This is a genomic window from Cobetia sp. 10Alg 146, from assembly GCF_029846385.1.
In the GTDB taxonomy this organism is placed as follows: domain Bacteria; phylum Pseudomonadota; class Gammaproteobacteria; order Pseudomonadales; family Halomonadaceae; genus Cobetia; species Cobetia marina.
Map to the genome: position 1 here is coordinate 247,810 of NZ_JARWKT010000001.1, position 19,860 is coordinate 267,669.

Annotated in this window: 16 protein-coding genes and 2 pseudogenes; 11 read left to right on the top strand and 7 right to left on the bottom strand. The window is 59.4% G+C overall.

What is annotated here, in order from left to right:
- Nucleotides 1-3: 3 nt before the first annotated feature.
- The 4 genes from QD172_RS00975 to QD172_RS00990 all read left to right on the top strand — a co-directional run bounded on the left by QD172_RS00975 (nucleotide 4) and on the right by QD172_RS00990 (nucleotide 5,522).
- Nucleotides 4-783 carry an aldolase/citrate lyase family protein gene (locus tag QD172_RS00975; RefSeq protein ID WP_279854603.1) on the top strand — a complete coding sequence of 260 codons (780 nt, stop codon included), beginning with the start codon at nucleotides 4-6 and terminating at the stop codon, nucleotides 781-783.
- Nucleotides 784-908: 125 nt separating this feature from the next.
- Nucleotides 909-2,645, top strand: a complete 1,737-nt coding sequence (locus QD172_RS00980; protein ID WP_279854604.1) for a thiamine pyrophosphate-binding protein — start codon at nucleotides 909-911, stop codon at nucleotides 2,643-2,645.
- 1 nt (nucleotide 2,646) lies between these two features.
- Nucleotides 2,647-3,993, top strand: coding sequence for a Zn-dependent hydrolase (locus QD172_RS00985; protein ID WP_279854605.1), 1,347 nt, complete (start codon nucleotides 2,647-2,649; stop codon nucleotides 3,991-3,993).
- A complete protein-coding gene (locus QD172_RS00990) occupies nucleotides 3,990-5,522 on the top strand; it encodes an aldehyde dehydrogenase (RefSeq protein ID WP_279854606.1) in 1,533 nt (510 codons plus the stop codon). Before QD172_RS00985 ends, QD172_RS00990 begins: the two co-directional genes overlap by 4 nt.
- A gap of 149 nt (nucleotides 5,523-5,671) precedes the next feature.
- Here QD172_RS00990 and QD172_RS00995 read toward each other — a convergent pair whose 3' ends face one another.
- Nucleotides 5,672-6,676 carry a LysR family transcriptional regulator gene (locus QD172_RS00995; protein WP_084208581.1) on the bottom strand — a complete coding sequence of 335 codons (1,005 nt, stop codon included), beginning with the start codon at nucleotides 6,674-6,676 and terminating at the stop codon, nucleotides 5,672-5,674.
- A 187-nt stretch (nucleotides 6,677-6,863) separates the two neighbouring features.
- Between QD172_RS00995 and QD172_RS01000 the strand changes: the two genes are divergently transcribed.
- From QD172_RS01000 to QD172_RS01020, 5 genes are all read left to right on the top strand, one after another.
- Nucleotides 6,864-8,291 carry a sodium:solute symporter family protein gene (locus tag QD172_RS01000; protein WP_191237080.1) on the top strand — a complete coding sequence of 476 codons (1,428 nt, stop codon included), beginning with the start codon at nucleotides 6,864-6,866 and terminating at the stop codon, nucleotides 8,289-8,291.
- Between the two features lie 660 nt (nucleotides 8,292-8,951).
- Complete coding sequence (dctP, locus tag QD172_RS01005; protein ID WP_084208578.1) at nucleotides 8,952-9,941, top strand: TRAP transporter substrate-binding protein DctP; 990 nt, start codon at nucleotides 8,952-8,954, stop codon at nucleotides 9,939-9,941.
- A 10-nt stretch (nucleotides 9,942-9,951) separates the two neighbouring features.
- Nucleotides 9,952-10,503 (top strand): TRAP transporter small permease, encoded by a 552-nt coding sequence (locus QD172_RS01010; protein WP_141391557.1) that lies wholly within the window; start codon nucleotides 9,952-9,954, stop codon nucleotides 10,501-10,503.
- 3 nt (nucleotides 10,504-10,506) lie between these two features.
- Entirely contained in the window at nucleotides 10,507-11,811 is a 1,305-nt protein-coding gene (locus QD172_RS01015) for a TRAP transporter large permease subunit (protein ID WP_077376018.1), read from the top strand.
- Between the two features lie 22 nt (nucleotides 11,812-11,833).
- The gene (locus tag QD172_RS01020; RefSeq protein ID WP_279854607.1) at nucleotides 11,834-12,502 is read left to right on the top strand and encodes an RraA family protein; all 669 of its coding nucleotides are present in this window, start codon (nucleotides 11,834-11,836) and stop codon (nucleotides 12,500-12,502) included.
- A 149-nt stretch (nucleotides 12,503-12,651) separates the two neighbouring features.
- Here the strand turns inward: QD172_RS01020 and QD172_RS01025 are convergent, their stop codons facing one another.
- Nucleotides 12,652-13,158 carry an OsmC family protein gene (locus QD172_RS01025; RefSeq protein ID WP_279854608.1) on the bottom strand — a complete coding sequence of 169 codons (507 nt, stop codon included), beginning with the start codon at nucleotides 13,156-13,158 and terminating at the stop codon, nucleotides 12,652-12,654.
- 157 nt (nucleotides 13,159-13,315) lie between these two features.
- Here QD172_RS01025 and QD172_RS01030 point away from each other — a divergent pair, with 157 nt between their 5' ends.
- Nucleotides 13,316-14,401: a hypothetical protein gene (locus QD172_RS01030; RefSeq protein ID WP_279854609.1), complete on the top strand. Its 1,086-nt coding sequence runs from the start codon at nucleotides 13,316-13,318 to the stop codon at nucleotides 14,399-14,401.
- Nucleotides 14,402-14,413: 12 nt separating this feature from the next.
- Here the strand turns inward: QD172_RS01030 and QD172_RS01035 are convergent, their stop codons facing one another.
- The 3 genes and pseudogenes from QD172_RS01035 to QD172_RS17340 all read right to left on the bottom strand — a co-directional run.
- Nucleotides 14,414-15,004, bottom strand: a complete 591-nt coding sequence (locus QD172_RS01035) for a hypothetical protein (protein WP_279854610.1) — start codon at nucleotides 15,002-15,004, stop codon at nucleotides 14,414-14,416.
- Between the two features lie 144 nt (nucleotides 15,005-15,148).
- Nucleotides 15,149-16,072, bottom strand: coding sequence for a hypothetical protein (locus QD172_RS01040; RefSeq protein ID WP_279854611.1), 924 nt, complete (start codon nucleotides 16,070-16,072; stop codon nucleotides 15,149-15,151).
- Nucleotides 16,073-16,137: 65 nt separating this feature from the next.
- A pseudogene (locus tag QD172_RS17340) lies at nucleotides 16,138-16,749 on the bottom strand (hypothetical protein); the annotation flags it as partial.
- On the opposite strand from QD172_RS17340, the pseudogene QD172_RS01050 reads away from it, so the two are divergent.
- A pseudogene (locus tag QD172_RS01050) lies at nucleotides 16,743-17,074 on the top strand (transposase); the annotation flags it as partial. The pseudogenes QD172_RS17340 and QD172_RS01050 sit on opposite strands and share 7 nt — an antisense overlap.
- Before the next feature lie 54 nt (nucleotides 17,075-17,128).
- On the opposite strand, the gene QD172_RS01055 reads toward QD172_RS01050, so the two are convergent.
- Nucleotides 17,129-17,707, bottom strand: coding sequence for a hypothetical protein (locus QD172_RS01055; RefSeq protein WP_279854612.1), 579 nt, complete (start codon nucleotides 17,705-17,707; stop codon nucleotides 17,129-17,131).
- 272 nt (nucleotides 17,708-17,979) lie between these two features.
- Complete coding sequence (locus QD172_RS01060; RefSeq protein WP_279854882.1) at nucleotides 17,980-19,638, bottom strand: sigma 54-interacting transcriptional regulator; 1,659 nt, start codon at nucleotides 19,636-19,638, stop codon at nucleotides 17,980-17,982.
- Nucleotides 19,639-19,860: the final 222 nt, after the last annotated feature.

Sequence of the window (19,860 nt, forward strand, 5' to 3'; positions counted from 1 at the left end):
GCGATGACCTCTCTTGCCACTCAGCCCCTCCCGCAGCGCTGGCTGTTCGTGCCCGGGGATGACGCCGCACGACTGGAAGCCGCGCTCACCAGCGGTGCCGATGCCATCGTGGTCGATCTCGAGGAATTCACCGCCCCCGAAGGCCGTGCACAGGCGATCAGTCGCTTCGCCGACTTCGCCAGACGTGCCCGTCGCCTGCATCTGTGGCCGGCGGTACGCCTCAACCTGCTGGAGCAGGGTGGACGCGAGGAGCTGGCCGCGCTGATGCAGACCGCACTGAGCGAACTGGCCGGCACACCTGCTGCGGTCTTTCTGCCCGCCGTCGAGCAGCGCAGTCAGCTGGCCGCGCTGGATGAGGCGCTCGCCGAGCAGGAACGCCTGCATGCCCTGCCCGCGGGCTGTCTGAAGAGCATCGCGACCCTGGAAAGCGAGGCCGGCCTGTTGAACGCCGAGGCCTTGCTCGCACCGGGAAGTGACACGTCACGCCTGCTGGGCGCGCTGATCGGCACCGGGGACCTGGCCACTGACCTGGGCCTGATGCCAGACCAGCCCGCCGCCATCATCACCGAAACCCTGAAACCGTGGCGCCAGCGACTGGCCGTGGCCTGCAGGACACATCAGCGACTGGCCATCGATGGTCCGTGGCGCTGGCAGCACGGACTGGGCACCGACCAGCACTGGGCCAACCAGCAGGGACTGCATGCGCGGTGTGTCATCCACCCCGATCAGCTCGAAGCGCTCTACGACCTGATGCCCGCAGACAGCCACCGACTGCGACGCTGACGACATCGCTCCGGCACCCTCGTTCGCTCTGACAGCCTCTTTGCTCTGACAGCCTCTTTCGCTCTGACAGCTTTTATTGCACCGACAGCCTATTCACCTTACGCAACCACAACGAGAACCTTCCCATGACTCAGGCCGCTGACACCTACACTCACGAATCCACTCTGCCGCTGCGCAATGGCGGGCAGATCCTCGTCGACCAGATCCGACTGCACGGCACCAAGCGTGTCTTCCTGGTGCCCGGCGAAAGCTACCTGCCGTGCATCGATGCGCTCAATGAGCACAAGGGCGCCATCGACCCCATCGTCTGCCGCCAGGAAAGTGGCGCGGGCTACATGGCAGAAGCCTACGGCAAGCTGACCAACGAGCCGGGCGTGTGCTTCGTCACCCGTGGCCCGGGCGCCACCAACGCCTCCATCGCCGTGCACACCGCCTATCAGGATTCCACGCCGATGATCCTGTTCATCGGTCAGGTCGGTGGCGACTTCATCGAGCGCGAAGCCTTCCAGGAAATCGATTACCGCCGCATGTTCGGCGAGATGACCAAGTGGGTCGCGCAGATCGACGACACCTCGCGCATTCCGGAATACATCGCCCGCGCCTATCAGGTGGCGCGCAGCGGTCGTCCAGGGCCGGTGGTGCTGGCACTGCCGGAAGACACCCTGTGGGGCGAGGCGCAGGTCGCGGACGTCAAGCCGCACCCGCGCCTGATGACCTATCCGGGACAGCCGCAGCTGGATGAGCTCAAGGGCCTGCTCGCCAGCGCCGAGCGTCCCTTCCTGCTGGTCGGCGGCAGCGGCTGGACCCGCGACGCCCAGGTCGCGCTGGAAGGCTTCGCCCAGCGCTTCGACATCCCCACCGGCGTCGCCTGGCGCCGTCTGGAATGTGTCGATGCCGAACTGCCGCAATTCGCCGGTCACGTCGGCATGGGCATGCACGCCGAGCTGCGCCAGCAGCTGGTCGAGAGTGACCTGGTGATCGCCGTCGGTACCCGTATCGGCGAAGCCACCAGCGAAGGCTATAGCTGGATGCAGTCACCGGTGCCGACCCAGAAGCTGGTGCATGTCTACGCCGACCCGGAAGAGCTGGGGCGTGTCTATCAGCCGACGCTGGCCATCAATACCGACGTCAACGGCTTCGCGCTGGCGCTCTCCACCCTGTCACCGGACAGCACGCCGCGCTGGTCCGGCATCACCCGCGAGGCGCGCGCCACCTATCTGGCCACGCTTGAGGAACAGCCGTCGCCGGGCCCGCTGAGCCTGGACAAGGTCAGCCTGACCGTCGACCGCATCCTCGATGGCAAGGGCTGCATCAGCGTCGGCGCCGGCAACTACGCGCTCTACGCCCACCGCTACGTGCGCTTCCGTGGCCTGGGCAGCTCGCTGGCCCCGACCGTCGGTTCCATGGGTTACGGCCTGCCCGCCGCCATTTCCAGCAAGCTCGAATTCCCGGAACGCCCCGCCGTCTGCTACGCCGGTGATGGCTGCTTCCAGATGAATCTGCAGGAACTGGGCGTGGCACTGCAGTACCGCCTCGGCATCGTGGTGCTGGTGTTCAACAACGGCATGTGGGGCACCATCCGCGCCCACCAGGAAAACGACTTCCCGGGCCGCGAGATCGCCCTGACCTTCACCAACCCGGACTTCGCCGCGCTGGTCACCGCCTACGGCGGCCTCGGTCAGGTGGTGGAGAAGGACGAGGACTTCGAGGAAAGCTTCACGCGCGCGCTGGAATTCGCCGACCGCGAGCATCTGCCGGCCCTGATCGAGCTGCGTTATGACCCGGACGGCATCGCCCCGGGCAAGCTGCTGAGCGGCATCCGCGAAGACGCCCTGACACGCAACGACAAGGCAGGTATCTGACATGAGCACATCCTCAACTCAAGCGACTCAAGACGTGCTGGACTCCCTCGCCCTGCGCGTCGATGGCAAGCGCCTGTGGGACGCGCTGATGACATTGGCCGAGATCGGCGCGACGCCCAAGGGCGGCAACTGCCGTCTGGCCCTCACCGAAGAAGACCGTGCCGGCCGCGAGCTGGTCACTGGCTGGCTCGAGGCCGCTGGCCTGACGCTGCGCGTCGACGAGATCGGCAACATCTTCGCTCGTCGTCCGGGCCGAGATGACAGCCTGCCGCCGATCGCCACCGGCAGCCACATCGACACCCAGCCCACCGGCGGCAAGTTCGACGGCTGCTTCGGCGTGCTGGCCGGCCTGGAAGTCATGCGCGTGCTGGATGAGCACGGCATCGAGACCGAAGCGCCGCTGGAAGTGGTGATCTGGACCAACGAGGAAGGCAGCCGCTTCGTGCCGGTGATGATGGGGTCCGGCGTGCATGCGGGCCTGATTCCGCTGGAGAAGGCGCTGGCCGCCACCGACCGCGACGGCGACAGCGTTGCCGCGTCGCTTGAGCGCACTGGCTATGCCGGCGACGTGGCGGTGGGCAGCCATGATTTCGGCGCCTATTTCGAGGCGCACATCGAGCAGGGTCCGGTGCTGGAGCAGGAGGAGATCACCATCGGGGCCGTCACCGGCTCGCTGGGCCTGCACTGGTTCGACGTGGTGGTCAGCGGTCAGGAAGCCCACGCCGGCCCGACGCCGATGCCTTACCGTCGCGATGCGCTCAAGACCGCCTGCGCGCTGGTCAGCGACATCCTGACGCTGGCCGATGACTACCAGCCCAACGGCCGCGTCACCTGTGGCGAATTCAATGTGCATCCCAACTCGCGCAACGTGATTCCGGGCCAGGTGCGCTTCAGTGTCGACCTGCGCCATCTGGAACCGGCGGTGCTCGCCGAAATGCACGACCAGCTCAAGGCGCTGTGCCTCAAGCATCACGCCGCCAATCAGAGCGACAAGCAGCGCGTCGATGTCGAACTCATCGAAGTCCAGCACATTCCGCCGACGCCCTTCGCGCCGGAACTGATCGAGATGGTGCGCAGTGCAAGTCAAGAACTGAACCTCAGCTTTCGCGACATGGAAACCGGCGCCGGTCACGACGCCGTGCAGATCGCCGGCATCAATCCGGTGGCGATGATCTTCGTGCCCTGCGAGGACGGCATCAGCCACAACGAGAGCGAGAACGCCGAGCCTGCCGATCTCGAAGCCGGTGCCAACGTCCTGCTGCTGGCGATGCTCAAGCGCGCCGGTGTCGTCAGCCGCGGCTCTCTCGCCGACAGCGCCAACACCACGACCGCGGAGAACGCCCAATGAGCACTGCCACTGCTTCGACCACTGCCGCCCCGCTGACCCATGCCGACTGGCAGCAGCGCGCGGCAGCGCTGACCTTCGAGACCCGTGCCTTCATCGACGGTGCCTATGTGGAAAGCACCGGCTGCGACACCTTTCCGGCCTGGAATCCGGCCACCGGCGAAGTACTGGCGCACGTCACCGCCTGCACCGAGCAGGACATCGACCGCGCCGTGATGGCGGCGCGGCGTGCCTTCGACTCCGGCGTGTGGTCGCGCCAGTCACCCCAGGCGCGCAAGGCCGTGCTGCAACGCTTCTCGCAGCTGATCCGCGAGCATGCCGAAGAGCTGGCGCTGCTGCAGACACTGGAGATGGGCAAGCCGATCGGCGACAGCCTGGGTTTTGATCTGGCGGAAACCGCGCGCTCGGTGGCCTGGTATGCCGAGGCCATCGACAAGCATTACGACGAGATCGCGCCCACCGGCGAGAACGTGCACGCCACCATTACCCGTGAAGCGCTGGGCGTGGTCGCGGCGGTGGTGCCGTGGAACTTCCCGCTGATGATCGCGTCGTGGAAGTTCGCCCCGGCGCTGGCGCTGGGCAACAGCGTGGTACTCAAGCCGGCCGAATCCTCAAGCCTGAGTGCGCTGCGTCTGGCGGCACTCGCCGATGAAGCCGGCCTTCCGGCGGGCGTCTTCAACGTCACGCCGGGGCTGGGCGCGGTGGCGGGCCAGGCGCTTGGCCTGCACATGGAAGTCGATGCGCTTGCCTTCACCGGCTCCACCGCCACCGGCAAGCGCTTCATGCGCTACGCCAGCGACTCCAACTTGAAGCGGGTGTGGCTGGAGTGTGGCGGCAAGTCGCCGCATATCGTGTTCGCCGATTGCCCGGATCTCGACATGGCCGCACGCGCCGCGGCAGACGCCATCTTCATCAATCAGGGCGAAGTCTGTATCGCCGGCTCCCGCCTGTATGTCGATGAGGCCATCTTCGATGACTTCATGCCGCGCCTGATCGCCTGCGCCCGCGCCATGCCGGCCGGTGATCCGCTCGACCCGGCCACGCGCATGGGCGCACTGGTCAGCGCGGACCACCACGAGAAGGTGCTCGGCTTCGTCGAGACAGCGCTCTCGGAAGGCATGACACTGCATCAGGGCGGCCGCGCCATCGCCCCCAGCGACGCCACTGCCGGCGGCTGGTATCTGGAGCCGACCATCGTGGAAGGCGGCCAGAACAGCACCGTGATGCGCGAGGAAATCTTCGGCCCGGTGCTGGGCGTGACCCGCTTCAGCGGCGAGGAAGAGGCCATCGAACTGGCCAATGATTCCATCTATGGCCTGGGCGCTGGGCTGTGGACGCGGGATCTGGCGCGTGCCCATCGTGTCTCGCGGCGTTTGAAGGCGGGGCTGGTGTGGGTCAACTGCTACGCCGATGGCGATATCAGCGTGCCCTTCGGTGGCGTCAAGCAGTCCGGGTTCGGGCGTGACAAGTCACTGCACGCGCTGGACAAGTACTCCGACCTGAAGACCACCTGGATCAATCTGGCCTATTGAGCTGTCGGTCGGCCCTCGAGGGGCGCCCCCGAAGCGCCGCTGCCACCCGGACTGACTGGTGACAGCGGCGCGGGCCATTCAGAACGCGCTTCAGGACGGGCTTGAGGACGGTCTTCACGACAAGGTCTTGATCGAGCGCCAGGGGTGACTCAAGTGGCGGGCGCGCCGTCACTGGCCAGCACGGCATTGGGGTCCGGCAGCTGCATTTCCAGACCGCGATGCAGGCGTTCTTCCAGCGGCACCTTGGCCAGCGCGTTGTGCAGGAAGTCGACGAAGGTGGATTCGGCGGCGCTGAAACGCGCCTCACGGTGCCACATCAGGTGCAGGTCGATATCGGCCACGCCACCGTAGGGTGGCAAGGGCCACAGCTGCTGCTCCTCGACCTCACGCCGCACGATGTGCTCCGGCATGCAGCCGATGCCCCAGCCGGCCAGCACCATGCGGCGGATTTCCTGCAGGCTGCTGGATTGACCGATCACCGGGCCCTGCAAGCCCTCGCGGGCGCGGAACATCGCCAGCGGAGACAGCACGCCATCGAGCTGCTCGCTGCCGAAGGAGACATAACGCTCATTGCGCAGCGCCTCCAGCGGCAGATTCTGCTGACCGAAGAGCGGATGCATGCGACCACAGAAGTAGCGGTAATTCTGGCGCGCCAGCACCTGGGACATCAGTGGCTCCGGTGTCTGCTGCGCCAGGCAGATGCCCAGCGCGCCCTGGCGCTGCAACAGGCCCTGCTGTACCTCGTGACTGGACATCTCCTGGATCGAGAAGGTGACCTGGGGGAAACAGCGATGAAAGCGCGCGAACACGCTATCAAGGAATCGGCACTCGATGCCGGTAATGAAAAGGAGCGAGACATGCCCGGAAATCTCCGTATGACTGTTGCCCACCTCAGAGGCGAGACGCGCCACGTTGGCGTAGATCTCCACGGCCTCGCGATAGACCACCTGCCCCGCCCCTGTCACGCGAAAGCTGTGACTGTCTCGTTCAATCAACCGTTGCCCGAGACGCTCTTCCAGACGCTTGAGTGACAGACTCACCGCCGGCTGGGACAGATAGAGACGGGCTGCCGCTCGACTGACACTTTCCTCCTGAACGATGACGATGAAGGTTCTCAGCAGGTTCCAGTCCAGAGTGTCATGGATGGGTCGCATGGCGAGGATTCCTGTCCAGAAAATGACGCACCCGGCGTGGCAATGGCCACGCAACGTCTTCGTGACGAGCCAGGTAGCATGAAAGTCGGCACTGCCTCGCCATTGCCATCCACTTGAGTGATATATTGCCTTTCTCTCAAGCTGGCAATGACGATCAATACAACATCAACAATGCGGAAAAATGACAATGTTCGATAGCCGAGAAACCGAGATTCTCTCGATCATGATCATAGCATGTGGCTTATTTCTGATGGGGCTTTCGCTGTATTTCTTTCGCCGTATCAAGACCTATGATGACTACAATGTCGCCGGCCGTTCCACCGCGACCTTTCCGCTGATCTGCACGCTTGTCGGCACTGCCGTCGGCGGCTCCACCCTGCTGGGCTTCGTCTCCAAGGGCTACACCTTCGGCATGGGGCAGCTGTGGCTGCCGGTGGGCATGACCGTCGCCGGCATCGCGCTGTACTTCTTCATCGGCAAGATTCACGCCGAAGGCCGGCGCCTGGAGATGGTGACACTGGCCGACTTTCTGGTCAGCCGTTTCGGCGAGGGGGTCAGACTCCCCACTCTGCTGAGCATCCTGTGCGCCTACGCGGCCATCACCGGCATGCAGTTCGTGGCGGTGGCCACGGTGCTCAAGCTGGTGTTCGGCCTGGCGCTGCCGGTGGGTATCCTGCTGACCTGGGCGCTGCTGACCGCCAAGACGTGGCTGGGCGGCCTGATGGCGGTCATCTGGTCGGATGCGATTCTCGGTACCCTGCAGACACTGGGCATCTTCTTCCTGCTGGTCACCGTCTACTACGCCAGCGGCAGCTGGGAGATCATCAGTGCATCGCCCACACCACAGGGCAGCCCTGACTTCCTGAGCCTGACCGGCATCTCCGGCCATGAACTGGCGGTCTACATGCTGACCATCGGCGCCTATCAGTTCGTGCGCCAGGACCTGTGGCAGCGCTTCTGGGCCGCGCGCAGCCTCAAGGCGGCACGTACCGGCTACGCCGTGGCCATCGTCTTCACGCTGCTGGTCGGTGGTGCCGTGGTGTTGATCGGCGCCTTCGCCAGGCTGGGGCTGGACATCGCGGTGGCCAATCCGGACCTGTCCTTCTACGCCATCATCAAGGCCACCCTGCCACTGCCGCTGATGGTCAGCATGGTCGTGGTGCTGCTGGCGACCATCATCTCGTGTGCGGATTCGTTCTTCATCGCCGGCGCCTCGTCGATTGCCAATGACGTGATCAAGCCGCGCATGAAGGGCCGTGATGATGCCTTCATGCTGCGCATGAGCCGTCACTCGGTGATCGCCATGTCCTTGATTTCGCTGGGTCTGGCACTCTACGCCCCGCGCCTGCTGGATATCTGGATTCTCGGCAGCGCGATGCTGGTCTGCGGGGTACTGGTGCCGACGGTGGTCGCCCTGTGTCGCCGCACGCCGGACCCGCGCGGCGGGGTGATCATGATGTGGGGCGGGCTTGCCACCGCCATTCTCTGGCAGCTGCTGGGTCATCCCTTCGGGCTGCATCCGGTGATGATCGGCCTGCCGGTCTCGCTGGCACTGATGCCGTTGGCGCTGCGCAAGCCGAGTCTGAACCTCGCGACCGACACCGCCACGCGCTGAGCCTGATGAGCGGGGCTCGCGCCGCTGTCAGACACTGAGGCACGCCTCGTCATGCATGACACATGATGCATGAAACCTGATGCATAGGACCTGATGCATGCAACATGAAGCCCCGGTTCCCGATGCTGTCATCACGACATCGAGAACCGGGGCCTTGTGGCGGTCTTCGCTCGAAGCCCTGCGGTTCTTGTCTTTCTTGCAGTGGTGTCTGTTCTTTCCTCTTCTTCTCCCCCTTCCCTTACGTTCTCACCTTTTATTTCATCGTTTTCCACCAGATCCCCCCCCTGTATCGACCAGAAGTATTCTGGGTTATCTGCCAGTATCACTCTGGATTCTCTACCAGGATCATCTCGTATTGCCTTGTGGTTCGTACCGAGACTTTGCCTTGAATTGCCGAACTATGCCCCTCGAATTTACGCTGGAAGTCACTGGACCAAACACACAGGTTTTCTTACATAAATCTCGCAAATACTGCATATTGAAATTTGAAAGCCCAAAAGGCTGATGATTCGTTGACCGCAGCCAAGGCGGCTCATAGATTGAAGACGTACCATCAACGACAAGTCGCAAGGGACGCCGCTGCACCTCCTGGCCATCTGATCCCACCAGGTACGTGCAGTCAGCATCGCCCGACACAATAACGATAAAGTGGAAACTGCTATGAAAACCCTCAAGCCCGCTCTGTTGCTCCCGCTGCTCGCACTGCTCCCGGCCACCCAGTCAATGGCCACCGAACTACGCATGCTGTCCAGTTACGACCAGACCACCGCCTATTCCCGTGAAATCGCCCAGCGCTTCATCAAGGAAGTCGAAGCCAATGACGCTGCCGACCTCACCATCCAGCTGACCGGCCCGGACGTCGTGCCGCCCTTCGAGCAGCTGCAGCCTGTCGCTGCCGGTGTCTTCCAGCTGCTCTACACCCACGCCGCCTATCACACCAACACCACTGGCGTTGGCGCGGCGATGGATGGCGTGGCGGTGAATCCGGAACAGACCCGCGAATCCGGCCTGTGGGACATGGTCGATGAGCACTACAACGGCCTGGGCCTCAAGCTGATCGCGATTCCGCCGCTGGGCAGCCATGGTTTCCAGTACGTGCTGAAGGAGCCGATCACCGGCACGCCGGGTCTGGACGGCCGCCGTCTGCGCGGCAGTCCCACCTATACCAATGTCACCAAGGGGCTGGGCGGTACGCCGGTGCTGATGTCCAGTGGCGACGTCTACTCGGCGATGGACCGTGGCGTGATCGACGGCGCGGCCTGGGGCCTGAACGGCGTCAAGGACATGGGCTGGCAAGAAGTCGCCGGCTACTACTCCAAGCCGACCTTCGGTCAGACCTACAACTTCGTGCTGATGAACCTCAACGCCTTCAACAGCCTGACCCCAGAGCAGCAGAAGGTGCTGCTTGACGAGGGCCGTCAGCTGGAGACCGAGATCGTCCCGGTGCTGGATGAACTGGCGATCGAGGAATGGAAGGCGCTGAACGAGGCTGGCATGCAGGCCACCGAATTCGCCCCGGAAGACGCCGAGCGTCTGGATGCCCTGGTCACCGACGGTATCTGGCAGCTGGGCATCGACAAGTCGCCGGAAGCCGTGACCGCCATGCGCGAGCTGGCGATCGAGAAGCATCTGACCACCGTCAGCGAGTAAGGAATCCACCATGCCAACCCTGCTTGCACGTGTGCATGACGGCGTGACGCGAGCAGGCTTCCTTCTGGGCGGTGTCACTCTGTGTGGCATCGTCCTGTGCTTCTGGCTGGAAGTCATCGCGCGCTATTTCTTCAATTCGCCCACCCTGTGGTCCGGCGCGATGGTGGCCTACCTGCTGTGCCTCTCCATCTCGCTGGCCGCGCCGGAACTGGCACGTACCCATGGCCATATCGCCATCACCGTGCTGCCGGAACGCCTCAGCCCTGCCACCCGCGCCCTCTATGACCGCCTGCTGGCGCTGATCACCGGTGGCGTCTGCGCCGTGGCCGGCTGGATCTGCCTGCAGGAAAGCCTGCGTCAGTTCCAGTACCACACCACCACCGCCATGGGGCTCGATATCCCCAAGGTCTGGGTGTCCTCCTTCATCGCCTACGCGTTGATCAATGCGGCCCTCTACTTCCTGCGCCACGCCTTCACGCGCGCCGCGCCCGAGGCGACCCCATCGGACGACTCCGACTCCGCCGCCTCCTCGGCGACCACCGACGCCAGAAAAGGACCCTGAGTCATGGAATGGTATTTCTCTCTGGGCCTGGCCATCGCCTTGCTGATGGGCCTGTTCGCCCTCGGCATCCCCGTCTTCGCCGCCTTCCTGACCATCAACGTGCTGGGCACGCTGTGGTTGATGGGCACCGCCGGTTTTGGCATGTTCGCCAACAGTGTCTACGACAGCATGACCTCGGAGACGCTGACCACCATCGCGCTGTTCGTGCTGATGGGGGAGCTGCTGTTCCGCTCCGGCTCCATCGATGTGATCTTCGACTCGCTGGATGCCCTGATGGGCCGCATGAAAGGCCGCCTCTACTTCTTCGTCGTCGCCCTCTCGACCCTGTTCGGCGCCCTGTCCGGCTCGGCACTGGCCGTGACCGCCATGCTCAGCCGCTCGGCGCTGCCGACCATGCAGGAGCGCGGCTATGACGACAAGCTCTCCATCGGCCTGATTCTGGGGGGGGCGAGTCTCGCGCCGATCATCCCGCCGAGCCTGTTGGTGATCATCATCGGCTCGATGGTGGATGTCTCCATCGCGCGGCTGCTGATCGCGGGCATTCTGCCGGGTATCCTGCTGGCTGCGCTGTTCATCCTCTACGTGAAGGTGCGCATCACGCTGGACCCGCGCCGTGCGCCGCCGGTCGATGAAAGCGGTGGCGGCACGGCAAAGGAAAAGCGTCGCGCCCTGATCAACATGCTGCCGTTCAGCATCATCATCTTCGCCGTGCTCGGGTTGATCCTGCTCGGTATCGCCACACCGTCCGAGTCCGCTGCCACCGGCGTACTGGGCTCACTGCTGGTCGCCGCCTACTACCGCAAGTTCTCCTTCAAGATGGCGGGCGAAGCGGTGATGTCGTCGCTCAAGGTCAGCACCATGATCATCCTGATCCTGGCGTGCTCGAAACTGTTCTCGCAGTTGTTGAGCTTCACCGGCGCCACCAGCGGGCTGGTGAGCAGCGTGACCGGACTGGATCTCGACCCGGTATGGATGCTGCTGATCCTGATGCTGATTCCGCTGATCGCCTGCATGTTCATCGACCAGATCGCCTTCATGATGGTGGTGATTCCCATCTACGCGCCGCTGGTCAAGCTGTATGGCTTTGACCCGGTGTGGTTCTGGACGCTGTTCCTGATCAACATCTCGGTGGGCAGTCTCACCCCGCCCTTCGGCTACAACCTGTTCGCGGTGAAAGGTGCCGCCCCCGCGACCCCGATGCAGACCATCTACGCCGCCGCCTGGCCCATCGTCATCTGCTTCCTGTTCGCGATGCTGATGCTCTACTGGGTACCGGCACTCACCACCTTCCTGCCCAGCCTGATCTGACCGACCACGCCGAGAGACTTCCATGTACCAACTCAATGACATGCCAGACCAGGTCGCGCCGGAGCTGCTGGCACAGCTCACCCAGTGCGAGACGGCCACCATCGGCCACTTCCACACCCACGGCTTCGTCGAACCGGCGATTGCCTGCATGCTGCCCCAGGTACGGATTGCCGGTACCGCCGTCACCGTTTCGCTGCCGCCGGAAGATGGCACCCTGCTCAACCACCTGATGCGTCTGGTGCGCCCGGGCGATGTGCTGATCGTGCATCGTCAGGGCGATCGTCACCGCGCCTGCTGGGGCGGCGTGATGACCACGGTCGCCTCGCGCCTCGGCGTGGCCGGCGTGGTGATCGACGGCATGGCCACCGACGCCTTGACCATTCGCGACAAGCATTTCCCGGTGTGGAGTCGCGGGGTCGCCTCGCTTACCACCCGCTTCGCCGGGATCGGCGGCGCGCTCAACGTGCCGGTCAGCATCGGCGGCGTGGTCGTCAATCCGGGCGATGCCATCCTCGCCGATGAAAGCGGTGTCATCGTGATGGCGCCCGAGGAAGTCTCGGCCATCGCCACCCACGCCATCGAGGTGCAAGAAGCGGAAGACGTACTGCTGGCGAAGATCGCCGACGGCGCCTGCCTGCCGGACCTCACCGGCGCAAGCCAACTGATCGAGGAAGTGAACGCACGGGGTTGAGCCCCTCGTTTGATCAGTTCGCGAGACGCTGTTTCTCTTTAAAGAGAGGCTGAAAGCAAAAAAGGCCACCAGATTGCTCTGGTGGCCTTTTGGGTTCTGACACGGTCTTGTAAGACACGGTCAGTCCGATGCGAATAGTTTGCCACGTATCACTGATGGGTGATCACCGCCTCACAGCTGACCGTAAAATTCAGCGAATTGGCGATGAAGCATAGCGCATGCGCCCTGTGGTGCAGCTCATGAGCGAGAGCGATATCGTCACCGGCGGCCAGCGTGATCTCGGGTCGCAGCACGATGGAGGTGAAACGTCCCGCCTCGCCCTGGCTCTCTGTCTGAGTCTTGCCAACAGCGGTAGGCGCGCCTTCCTGCATCGTGCCCTCGGCGTGGTCGTGATAGCTCATGACACGAATGCCGGCCTCGGCACACAGGTGCAGATACCACAGCTTGTGGCAAGCCGAGACGGAGGCCACCAGCATGTCTTCCGGATTCCAGCGGGCAGCGTCGCCCCGAAAGGCAGGGTCGGCGGAGCCTTCAATGCTCGGCTTGCCACTGACACGGGCCACGAAATCGCGCTCGTAGGCGGTGTAATGGCGGGTGCCATCGCCGCGATTGCCGGTCCACTCAAGTTCAACCGAATACTGGTGTCGTCTGGACATCGTTGTCTGCTGCTCTCTGAAGGGAAACCGCGTGCGGCGCATGACGCACAGCCTGATACTTCTGCCTGATTAGGCATCTGAACAGCGCCAGCACACGAGAAGTCGTCGTAAGCCGATGATAGGATTGAATTGATCGCACTCTGACAGGATGTCACGCATGGCGTTTGCCGTAATACGCTCCTTTGGGGCAATTCCCGGGCTGGCCGTCACCGCCTTCACGCTCGGCCTGAGCCTGGGCTCATGTCTCATGACTCCCGGTGCCTCGGCACGCGCCGAAGCGGCACAGTTTCGCTCCTCGCCCCAGGTCATCAATACGCTGAGCAGTACCTACGGCTTCGTCATCGCCCAGGACATCACGCTGTCACGCATCGCCGAGGAGTATCCCGGCCTCGCGCCGGATGCAGAGCTTGCCTCCGCCTATTTCGACAATGCCTTCCCCAACATCACCCATCGTCTGGCGGACAACCTCGCCACCCTGATGGGGCAGGAGCACGCACGCGAAGTGCTGGATGGCATTCGCCGTCAGATAAAGAAGGAACTGGATTCGCAGCTGACCACCGACAAGCTGACCAGCGACTTCGCGGCCCGCTTCATCGAGGCCATTCATCTGCGCGCCCAGGGGGAATACCTGCCCTCGCCGTTCAAGGAATTTCTGCTGGCGACCAAATATCAGATCGAGCCGGTGTACGAGCTGTACGACGGCTATTTCCAGCAGTTCCACACCAAGGGCCATCCCAAGTCGCTGGGCATCAACCTTGCGCTGCACCTGCCCGCCTCATGGTCTGCCGCCGAGGGTCGCCTGCCGCATATCGTGCAGAAGTGGCAGAGTCAGGCCGGTACCGGCACCGACATGATCATCCTCGAGATCTATGACCTGCATGGCGACACCGTCAGTGACGCGCAGCTCAAGGTGATGGCCTCCACCAATACGCTGGCCCAGTGGGCGCCCATCAACAGTCAGATGCTCGACTCCGGCCTGACCCGAGTGGATCACCGTCAGGCCTACTGGTTCGATATCGCCATGACACAACGACACCAGGGCATGCCCATCACCTCACAGACCCGCGAATACGGCCTCTTCCTAGACGACAAGCTGATCCGCCTGCACTGCACCAGCTACCACCCCACCGCCGACGGCACCACCTACGCCAAAGCCAAGACAGACCTCACCGTCGAAGAAGGCTTCAGTGAGATCAAGCCGTTGTGTGAAGGGGTGATGGGGAGTCTGGTGGTGATGAAATGAATATAGTGTACCTTAGAGATACTTATATAGCTTAGATTTAAGAGAAGTTAATGCACCAACTCTCATCTTAATACCTGACTTTTTTGCAATATATATATCGAGCTCTCTTTTTAAATTCCCATATAAATCAGATGATTTAGAGTAAGCCTCCAATATATTAAGATCTTCTTGGTGAACGCGCCCATTTATTTTATTATTTTCTTTACAACTAACATCCATAGCTTTAATTAAATTTGCATCTAAAATCGAGCCATATACATCCTTAATAAATTTATGTTTTTTACTATAAACGTAATACACTTCTTCCTTAGGCTTGTTTTCCTCATCTGGAGGCTCCTCATTAAAAATTCTAGCAAGCTCTATCTTAGAGTAATAATCATTTGCCTCGATAACTTCCGAGAGTGCCTCCCTAAAGTCCATAAGCACATGCTTGTTTGCATCCCAAACTCTATCGCGCCTTGATATAACAACAGAGCTCAGATGAATAATCACAGCAATAACAGTAGCAGTAGCGATCACCATATTAATAACTACGCCAATCGTTAGATAATCTTTCAGTTTATCTTGGTAAAACAAAAAAATTAGAGCAGTTAGTAACCCCAAGAAATAGCCGAATATTAACCTAATCATAAAAATCCACCAAGAATCATTTAAGCTTTAACATACAAGCAGTAGATAAAAAGTACGCCGTTGACATGAATACTTGCCCGCACTGAATCAATAAATTATATCATTTTGTGACATTGACTACTCGTGAACAACGAATACATAATCTTTGGGTATAATTAACTTGTCCTTGCTCTCTTCAAATCCAACAACAACATTATCACCAAAGCCACTCATTAATATATCAGCTTTTTCCATCCTCATATATGACTCTCCAAATTCACTAGGAAGTAGGTTAATTTGGTGAAGCTTGGCGTAGGTATAGTATGGCTTTTTAATGTGGACAATAACATTCTCTGTACGTATACCTAACATTTTCATAGATCCCACGAGCATTTCACCACCCTTCCCGCCTAAGCCTGCTGTGATTACCATCATTAAAAAGACAACTGCTCCAATAAACATGGAAAAGTTAGTGTTTGAATGATCACTCTTTACGCTTTGACTACGATAATCATAAAGTAAACTTCTTTTTTTCGTGACATACACTAGCAAATAAAACATCATGCCATTTAATAAGGGCACCAAAAATGAAACTAACAAAGAAAAAGACAGGAAAGATGATAACATATCATCGAAACTATCTATTTTTTTCCCTGCAGGCCAATTTGACCCGATTATTATTATTATTGCGGAAAGAGACATTAGCACAATAAATAAATTAAAATATCTTACATTATAAATATCTTTATCGACATCATATCTCCACTTGTTCTTGTTCAGCCTAAGCACTACCCTTTTTGACAGGAAGGATATAAAAGACAACATCAACAAACCTAAGCATATATTCGGAATCATAAACAACAAAAATATAATAGAAAAGGATCCGGCGCAAAATATAAATATAAGCCCATCACCTAAAGACACACCTGTAGGAAAATACCCTATCCTCAAACAATATAAGAAAAAAACAAAACCACCAAACATCAATCCAAACTTAAAAAACACTGTTAGTACAGAGGACAGGAGATCAATTGTACTTTTAGGGAACACATTATTTATCATGAACAACTACTCTATCTAGTTAAAAACAACACAGCCAACTAATTAAACCCAGAGTTAACAGTTAATTAAAGACTAGCTTTTTTGTTTAGTTTTCTCACCACCGACGGCTGACTGATCCCTGCCCTCTTGGCTATCGCATAGGTACTGGGCAGCTCGGCAGCCATCTCGCGTAACCAATGTGCTTCTATACGCGCAAGGCCTTCCTTGAGCGTTTCATTGGGGCCGAGTTTGGGTACTGGCATAGCTACCGCCCCCTCAGCGGCAGGCGCTGAGAGGGAATTGGGACTATGAGAGTTATCGGCAGTGGGAAAACTTTCAGTAACGCCTATTCCATTAGATTTGTCATTACTGAAGCCAAATGAATTGCCTAGTCCATTAGCGTTATTCGTGGAGCAAGTGTTGAGCAGTGATTTTACTGAGTCGCTGTCGATGACATCACTGGGGGCGCTGAGCCAGGCGCGTTCCAGCCAGTTTTCCAGTTCGCGGATATTGCCGAGCCAGTCCTGGCGCATGAGGACGGGCCATAGCGAGGCGTCGAGGAGTTTGCGGCGACCATGACGTTGATTGAGGCGGGAGAGGTGTTGCTCTATCAGGGCGGGAATGTCTTCGCGGCGTTCGCGCAGCGGCAGCAGGCTGACGGGGAGCACATTGATGCGGTAGTAGAGGTCGGAGCGGAACCATGACTACCGAGACAGTCATCGATGCATTCGACCAGTTTGCCGTTCAGAAAGCCCCTGATACCTTCGCCGTCGTGGTGCTGGACAATGCCAGCATGCAGCACTCCAAGGCGTTCAGACGAAGATGGTTGAGTGGATGTCGCAGCGTGTGTGCTTGACCTACCTATCGGCGTACACGCCGGAGCTGAATCTGATTGAGATTCACCGACGGCAGATGAGGTATGCATGGCTGCCACTGAGTGCATATCTAGCATTTGAGCACCTATGCGATGAGGTACACCGGCTGCTCGACGGTTATGGCGCTGAGTGCATGATTAATTTTTGAATAGGCATTTAACTCCCTCATATATTGAGTGAGGGAGTTAACAAATTATATGAATTATCGCCCAAGCATAAAAACGACGGGCGTTGCGAAGTATCCCAACACGCCAATAAGCGCATAGGCATAATGCACATGCGATTTGCTGATTAAGTAACCATTACCAAAAATTGAGATTCCAAGGTAGCCAAAGCCAGAGACGATCACCAGTACAATGGTGTTATACATGTTGTTACTAGTGGAAGTTAAGCCCATGGCCAGAATCGCAGCTGCTATTATCTGACCGACTATAATACAGTTACATCTCAGCTCAATTTTCTCTTTGAGAGCTTCTTTGTCTTTCGATTTCGAGCTTTCATCTGTCAATTCGGAGCCAGGGCCCTCAATCGTGCCCATGGCCGGGGGGGCTTCTGGAGCCTTCTCCTGGTTGGCCGTATTCGCCTCATCGGGAGTTGCCCCAGACTTTGCATGAAACCCGATATACATGATGACAATCCCAAGCACCGCCAAAATACGTGACGGTGTCGGGTCAGTATTGGCGAAATGATGCCAGAAGGCACCCACGAGGAGAAACACCCCAGACCAGACCAAGATTGGATTGGGAGTTTTCTTCACCTTACGCTGTGTGGAGTTGCTCATGAGGCACTCCCCAACATGGCATCGTGCACCTCATTCTTCTCAGGAAGCTTTATTATCGTAGAAGGTAAATCCTCAGCAGAAGCTTTGGAAAGTATTTTTTCGGACATGACACATTTCTCTGATGGCGGTGTTATGTGGAACGCTCAGCATTCAACCCCAAATTGTACAATAAATCCCTAATAAAGTGAATATAATTGTGTTTCAGGTAGCTGTCGGACCCCGTGTGATTGGCTAATCGATTGGTCAATCACATGGAATCCGACACATGGTAATTATTTTAATAACATATGCTTCAACTTCCTTACTACCGACGGCTGACTAATCCCTGCTCTCTTCGCTATCGCATAAGTACTGGGTAACTCGGCAGCCATCTCTTGGAGCCATTGCGCTTCGATACGTGCCAAGCCTTCCTTGAGCGTTTCGTTGGGGCCGAGTTTCGGGATTGGCATGGCTACCGCCCCCTCAGCGGCAGGCGCTGAGAGGGAATTGTCACTATGTAAGGTATCGGCAGTGGGAAAACTTTCAGTAACGCCTATTCCATTGGATTTGTCATTACTGAAGCCAAATGAATTGCCTAGTCCATTAGCGTTATTCGTGGAACAAGTGTTGAGCAGTGATTTTACTGAGTCGCTGTCGATGACATCACTGGGGGCGCTGAGCCAGGCGCGTTCCAGCCAGTTTTCCAGTTCGCGGATATTGCCGAGCCAGTCCTGACGCATGAGAACGGGCCATAGGGTAGCGTCGAGGAGCTTGCGACGACCGTGACGTTGATTGAGGCGTGAGAGGTGTTGCTCTATCAGGGCGGGAATGTCTTCGCGGCGTTCGCGCAGCGGCGGCAGGCTGACGGGGAGCACATTGATGCGGTAGTAGAGGTCGAGGCGGAACTGGCCCTGCTCCACGCGGGCGGCGAGGTCTTGATTGGTGGCGACGACCAGTCGGAAGTCGGCGCGGCGGGTGGTGGTGTCGCCCAGGCGGGTGATCATTCCGTCCTGAATCACCTTGAGCAGCTTGGTCTGGGTGGCGAGCGGCAGCTCACCGATTTCATCCAGAAACAGGGTGCCGCCTTCGGCCTGTTCCATCAGGCCCGCCTTGCCACGGTTGCCCGCGCCGGTGAAGGCACCGGCTTGATAGCCGAACATCTCGGACTCGAACAGGCTTTCGGGGATGGCGCCACAGTTCACCTCGATGAAGGGGCCGTCGGCGCGTTGGCTCCAGCGATGCAGTTGATGCGCGAAGGCCGTCTTGCCGACCCCGGATTCGCCCAGCATCAATACCGTGGCGTTGGTGGGCGCGACCCGCTTGAGCAGCAGCGCTATCTCACGCATCACGGGGCTTTTGACCTGCAGTTCGCCCAGTTCCAGCGCGGCGTCCTCGCACTCGGCCTGCTCACGCGCGGCCTGCTCGCAGAGGGCACGCCCCTGCTGCCGCGCGTCATGGGTGGTCTGCTCGGCACCCGAGCGCGCACTCCCCACCGCCCCCCAATCACTTTCCCCCGCACTCCCCCCGCCCAGCTCACTGCCCCGCGAGTTGCGGCGCAGGTGATCCGTGAAGCGCTGCTGGAGCACGGCATATTCCTGCTGCAACAGCTGGATATCGGTGAGATCCATCGAGCGGCTGACCACGCACTCAAGCTTGCCCGCGACGAATACCGGATGCGCCTGCGCCACCACCCGCCGCCCGGTGGCGGTGAGCTGCATCATCTGCAGCGTTCTCCCTGTGCGCAGCACCTCCAGGCTGATGGAGGGCTTGAGCACCCCGCTGGCTTCCAGGTCATGCACGTTGGCGGCACACAGTGCCTCACGCGTCATGCCATAGACCGCCGCGGCGCCGGGGCTGACATCCATCACCTGGCCATCCGCGCTCACCACGAAGTAGTGGTCGTGGGCGGTGTCGATGATGGTCTTGAGAATCTGGTGGTCGAGCTCTGACATGGCGGGCACCTCATGGTCGAGCCTGTGAATCGGGGCGGGGCTATCTATCAGGTCTTTCCAGCACTTCTTTTTACCGGCTCTTTCTTGCACGTCTTTCAAGAGGTGCTTTTGACGACAGCGCACTACCTGACAGTGCGCTGCAAGTACTGCGCTGAAAGACACTCTCGATGATGCCTGAATGTGATCCACAAATGAATCGACGATCCATTTTTGAATCGGTAT

Excerpts from the sequence above, each read along its gene's own strand:
- QD172_RS00975 (WP_279854603.1), top strand. The coding sequence starts at position 4 with ATGACCTCTCTTGCCACTCAGCCCCTCCCGCAGCGCTGGCTGTTCGTG.
- QD172_RS00980 (WP_279854604.1), top strand. The coding sequence starts at position 909 with ATGACTCAGGCCGCTGACACCTACACTCACGAATCCACTCTGCCGCTG.
- QD172_RS00985 (WP_279854605.1), top strand. The coding sequence starts at position 2,647 with ATGAGCACATCCTCAACTCAAGCGACTCAAGACGTGCTGGACTCCCTC.
- QD172_RS00990 (WP_279854606.1), top strand. The coding sequence starts at position 3,990 with ATGAGCACTGCCACTGCTTCGACCACTGCCGCCCCGCTGACCCATGCC.
- QD172_RS00995 (WP_084208581.1), bottom strand. The coding sequence starts at position 6,676 with ATGCGACCCATCCATGACACTCTGGACTGGAACCTGCTGAGAACCTTC.
- QD172_RS01000 (WP_191237080.1), top strand. The coding sequence starts at position 6,864 with ATGTTCGATAGCCGAGAAACCGAGATTCTCTCGATCATGATCATAGCA.
- dctP (WP_084208578.1), top strand. The coding sequence starts at position 8,952 with ATGAAAACCCTCAAGCCCGCTCTGTTGCTCCCGCTGCTCGCACTGCTC.
- QD172_RS01010 (WP_141391557.1), top strand. The coding sequence starts at position 9,952 with ATGCCAACCCTGCTTGCACGTGTGCATGACGGCGTGACGCGAGCAGGC.
- QD172_RS01015 (WP_077376018.1), top strand. The coding sequence starts at position 10,507 with ATGGAATGGTATTTCTCTCTGGGCCTGGCCATCGCCTTGCTGATGGGC.
- QD172_RS01020 (WP_279854607.1), top strand. The coding sequence starts at position 11,834 with ATGTACCAACTCAATGACATGCCAGACCAGGTCGCGCCGGAGCTGCTG.
- QD172_RS01025 (WP_279854608.1), bottom strand. The coding sequence starts at position 13,158 with ATGTCCAGACGACACCAGTATTCGGTTGAACTTGAGTGGACCGGCAAT.
- QD172_RS01030 (WP_279854609.1), top strand. The coding sequence starts at position 13,316 with ATGGCGTTTGCCGTAATACGCTCCTTTGGGGCAATTCCCGGGCTGGCC.
- QD172_RS01040 (WP_279854611.1), bottom strand. The coding sequence starts at position 16,072 with ATGATAAATAATGTGTTCCCTAAAAGTACAATTGATCTCCTGTCCTCT.
- QD172_RS01055 (WP_279854612.1), bottom strand. The coding sequence starts at position 17,707 with ATGAGCAACTCCACACAGCGTAAGGTGAAGAAAACTCCCAATCCAATC.
- QD172_RS01060 (WP_279854882.1), bottom strand. The coding sequence starts at position 19,638 with ATGTCAGAGCTCGACCACCAGATTCTCAAGACCATCATCGACACCGCC.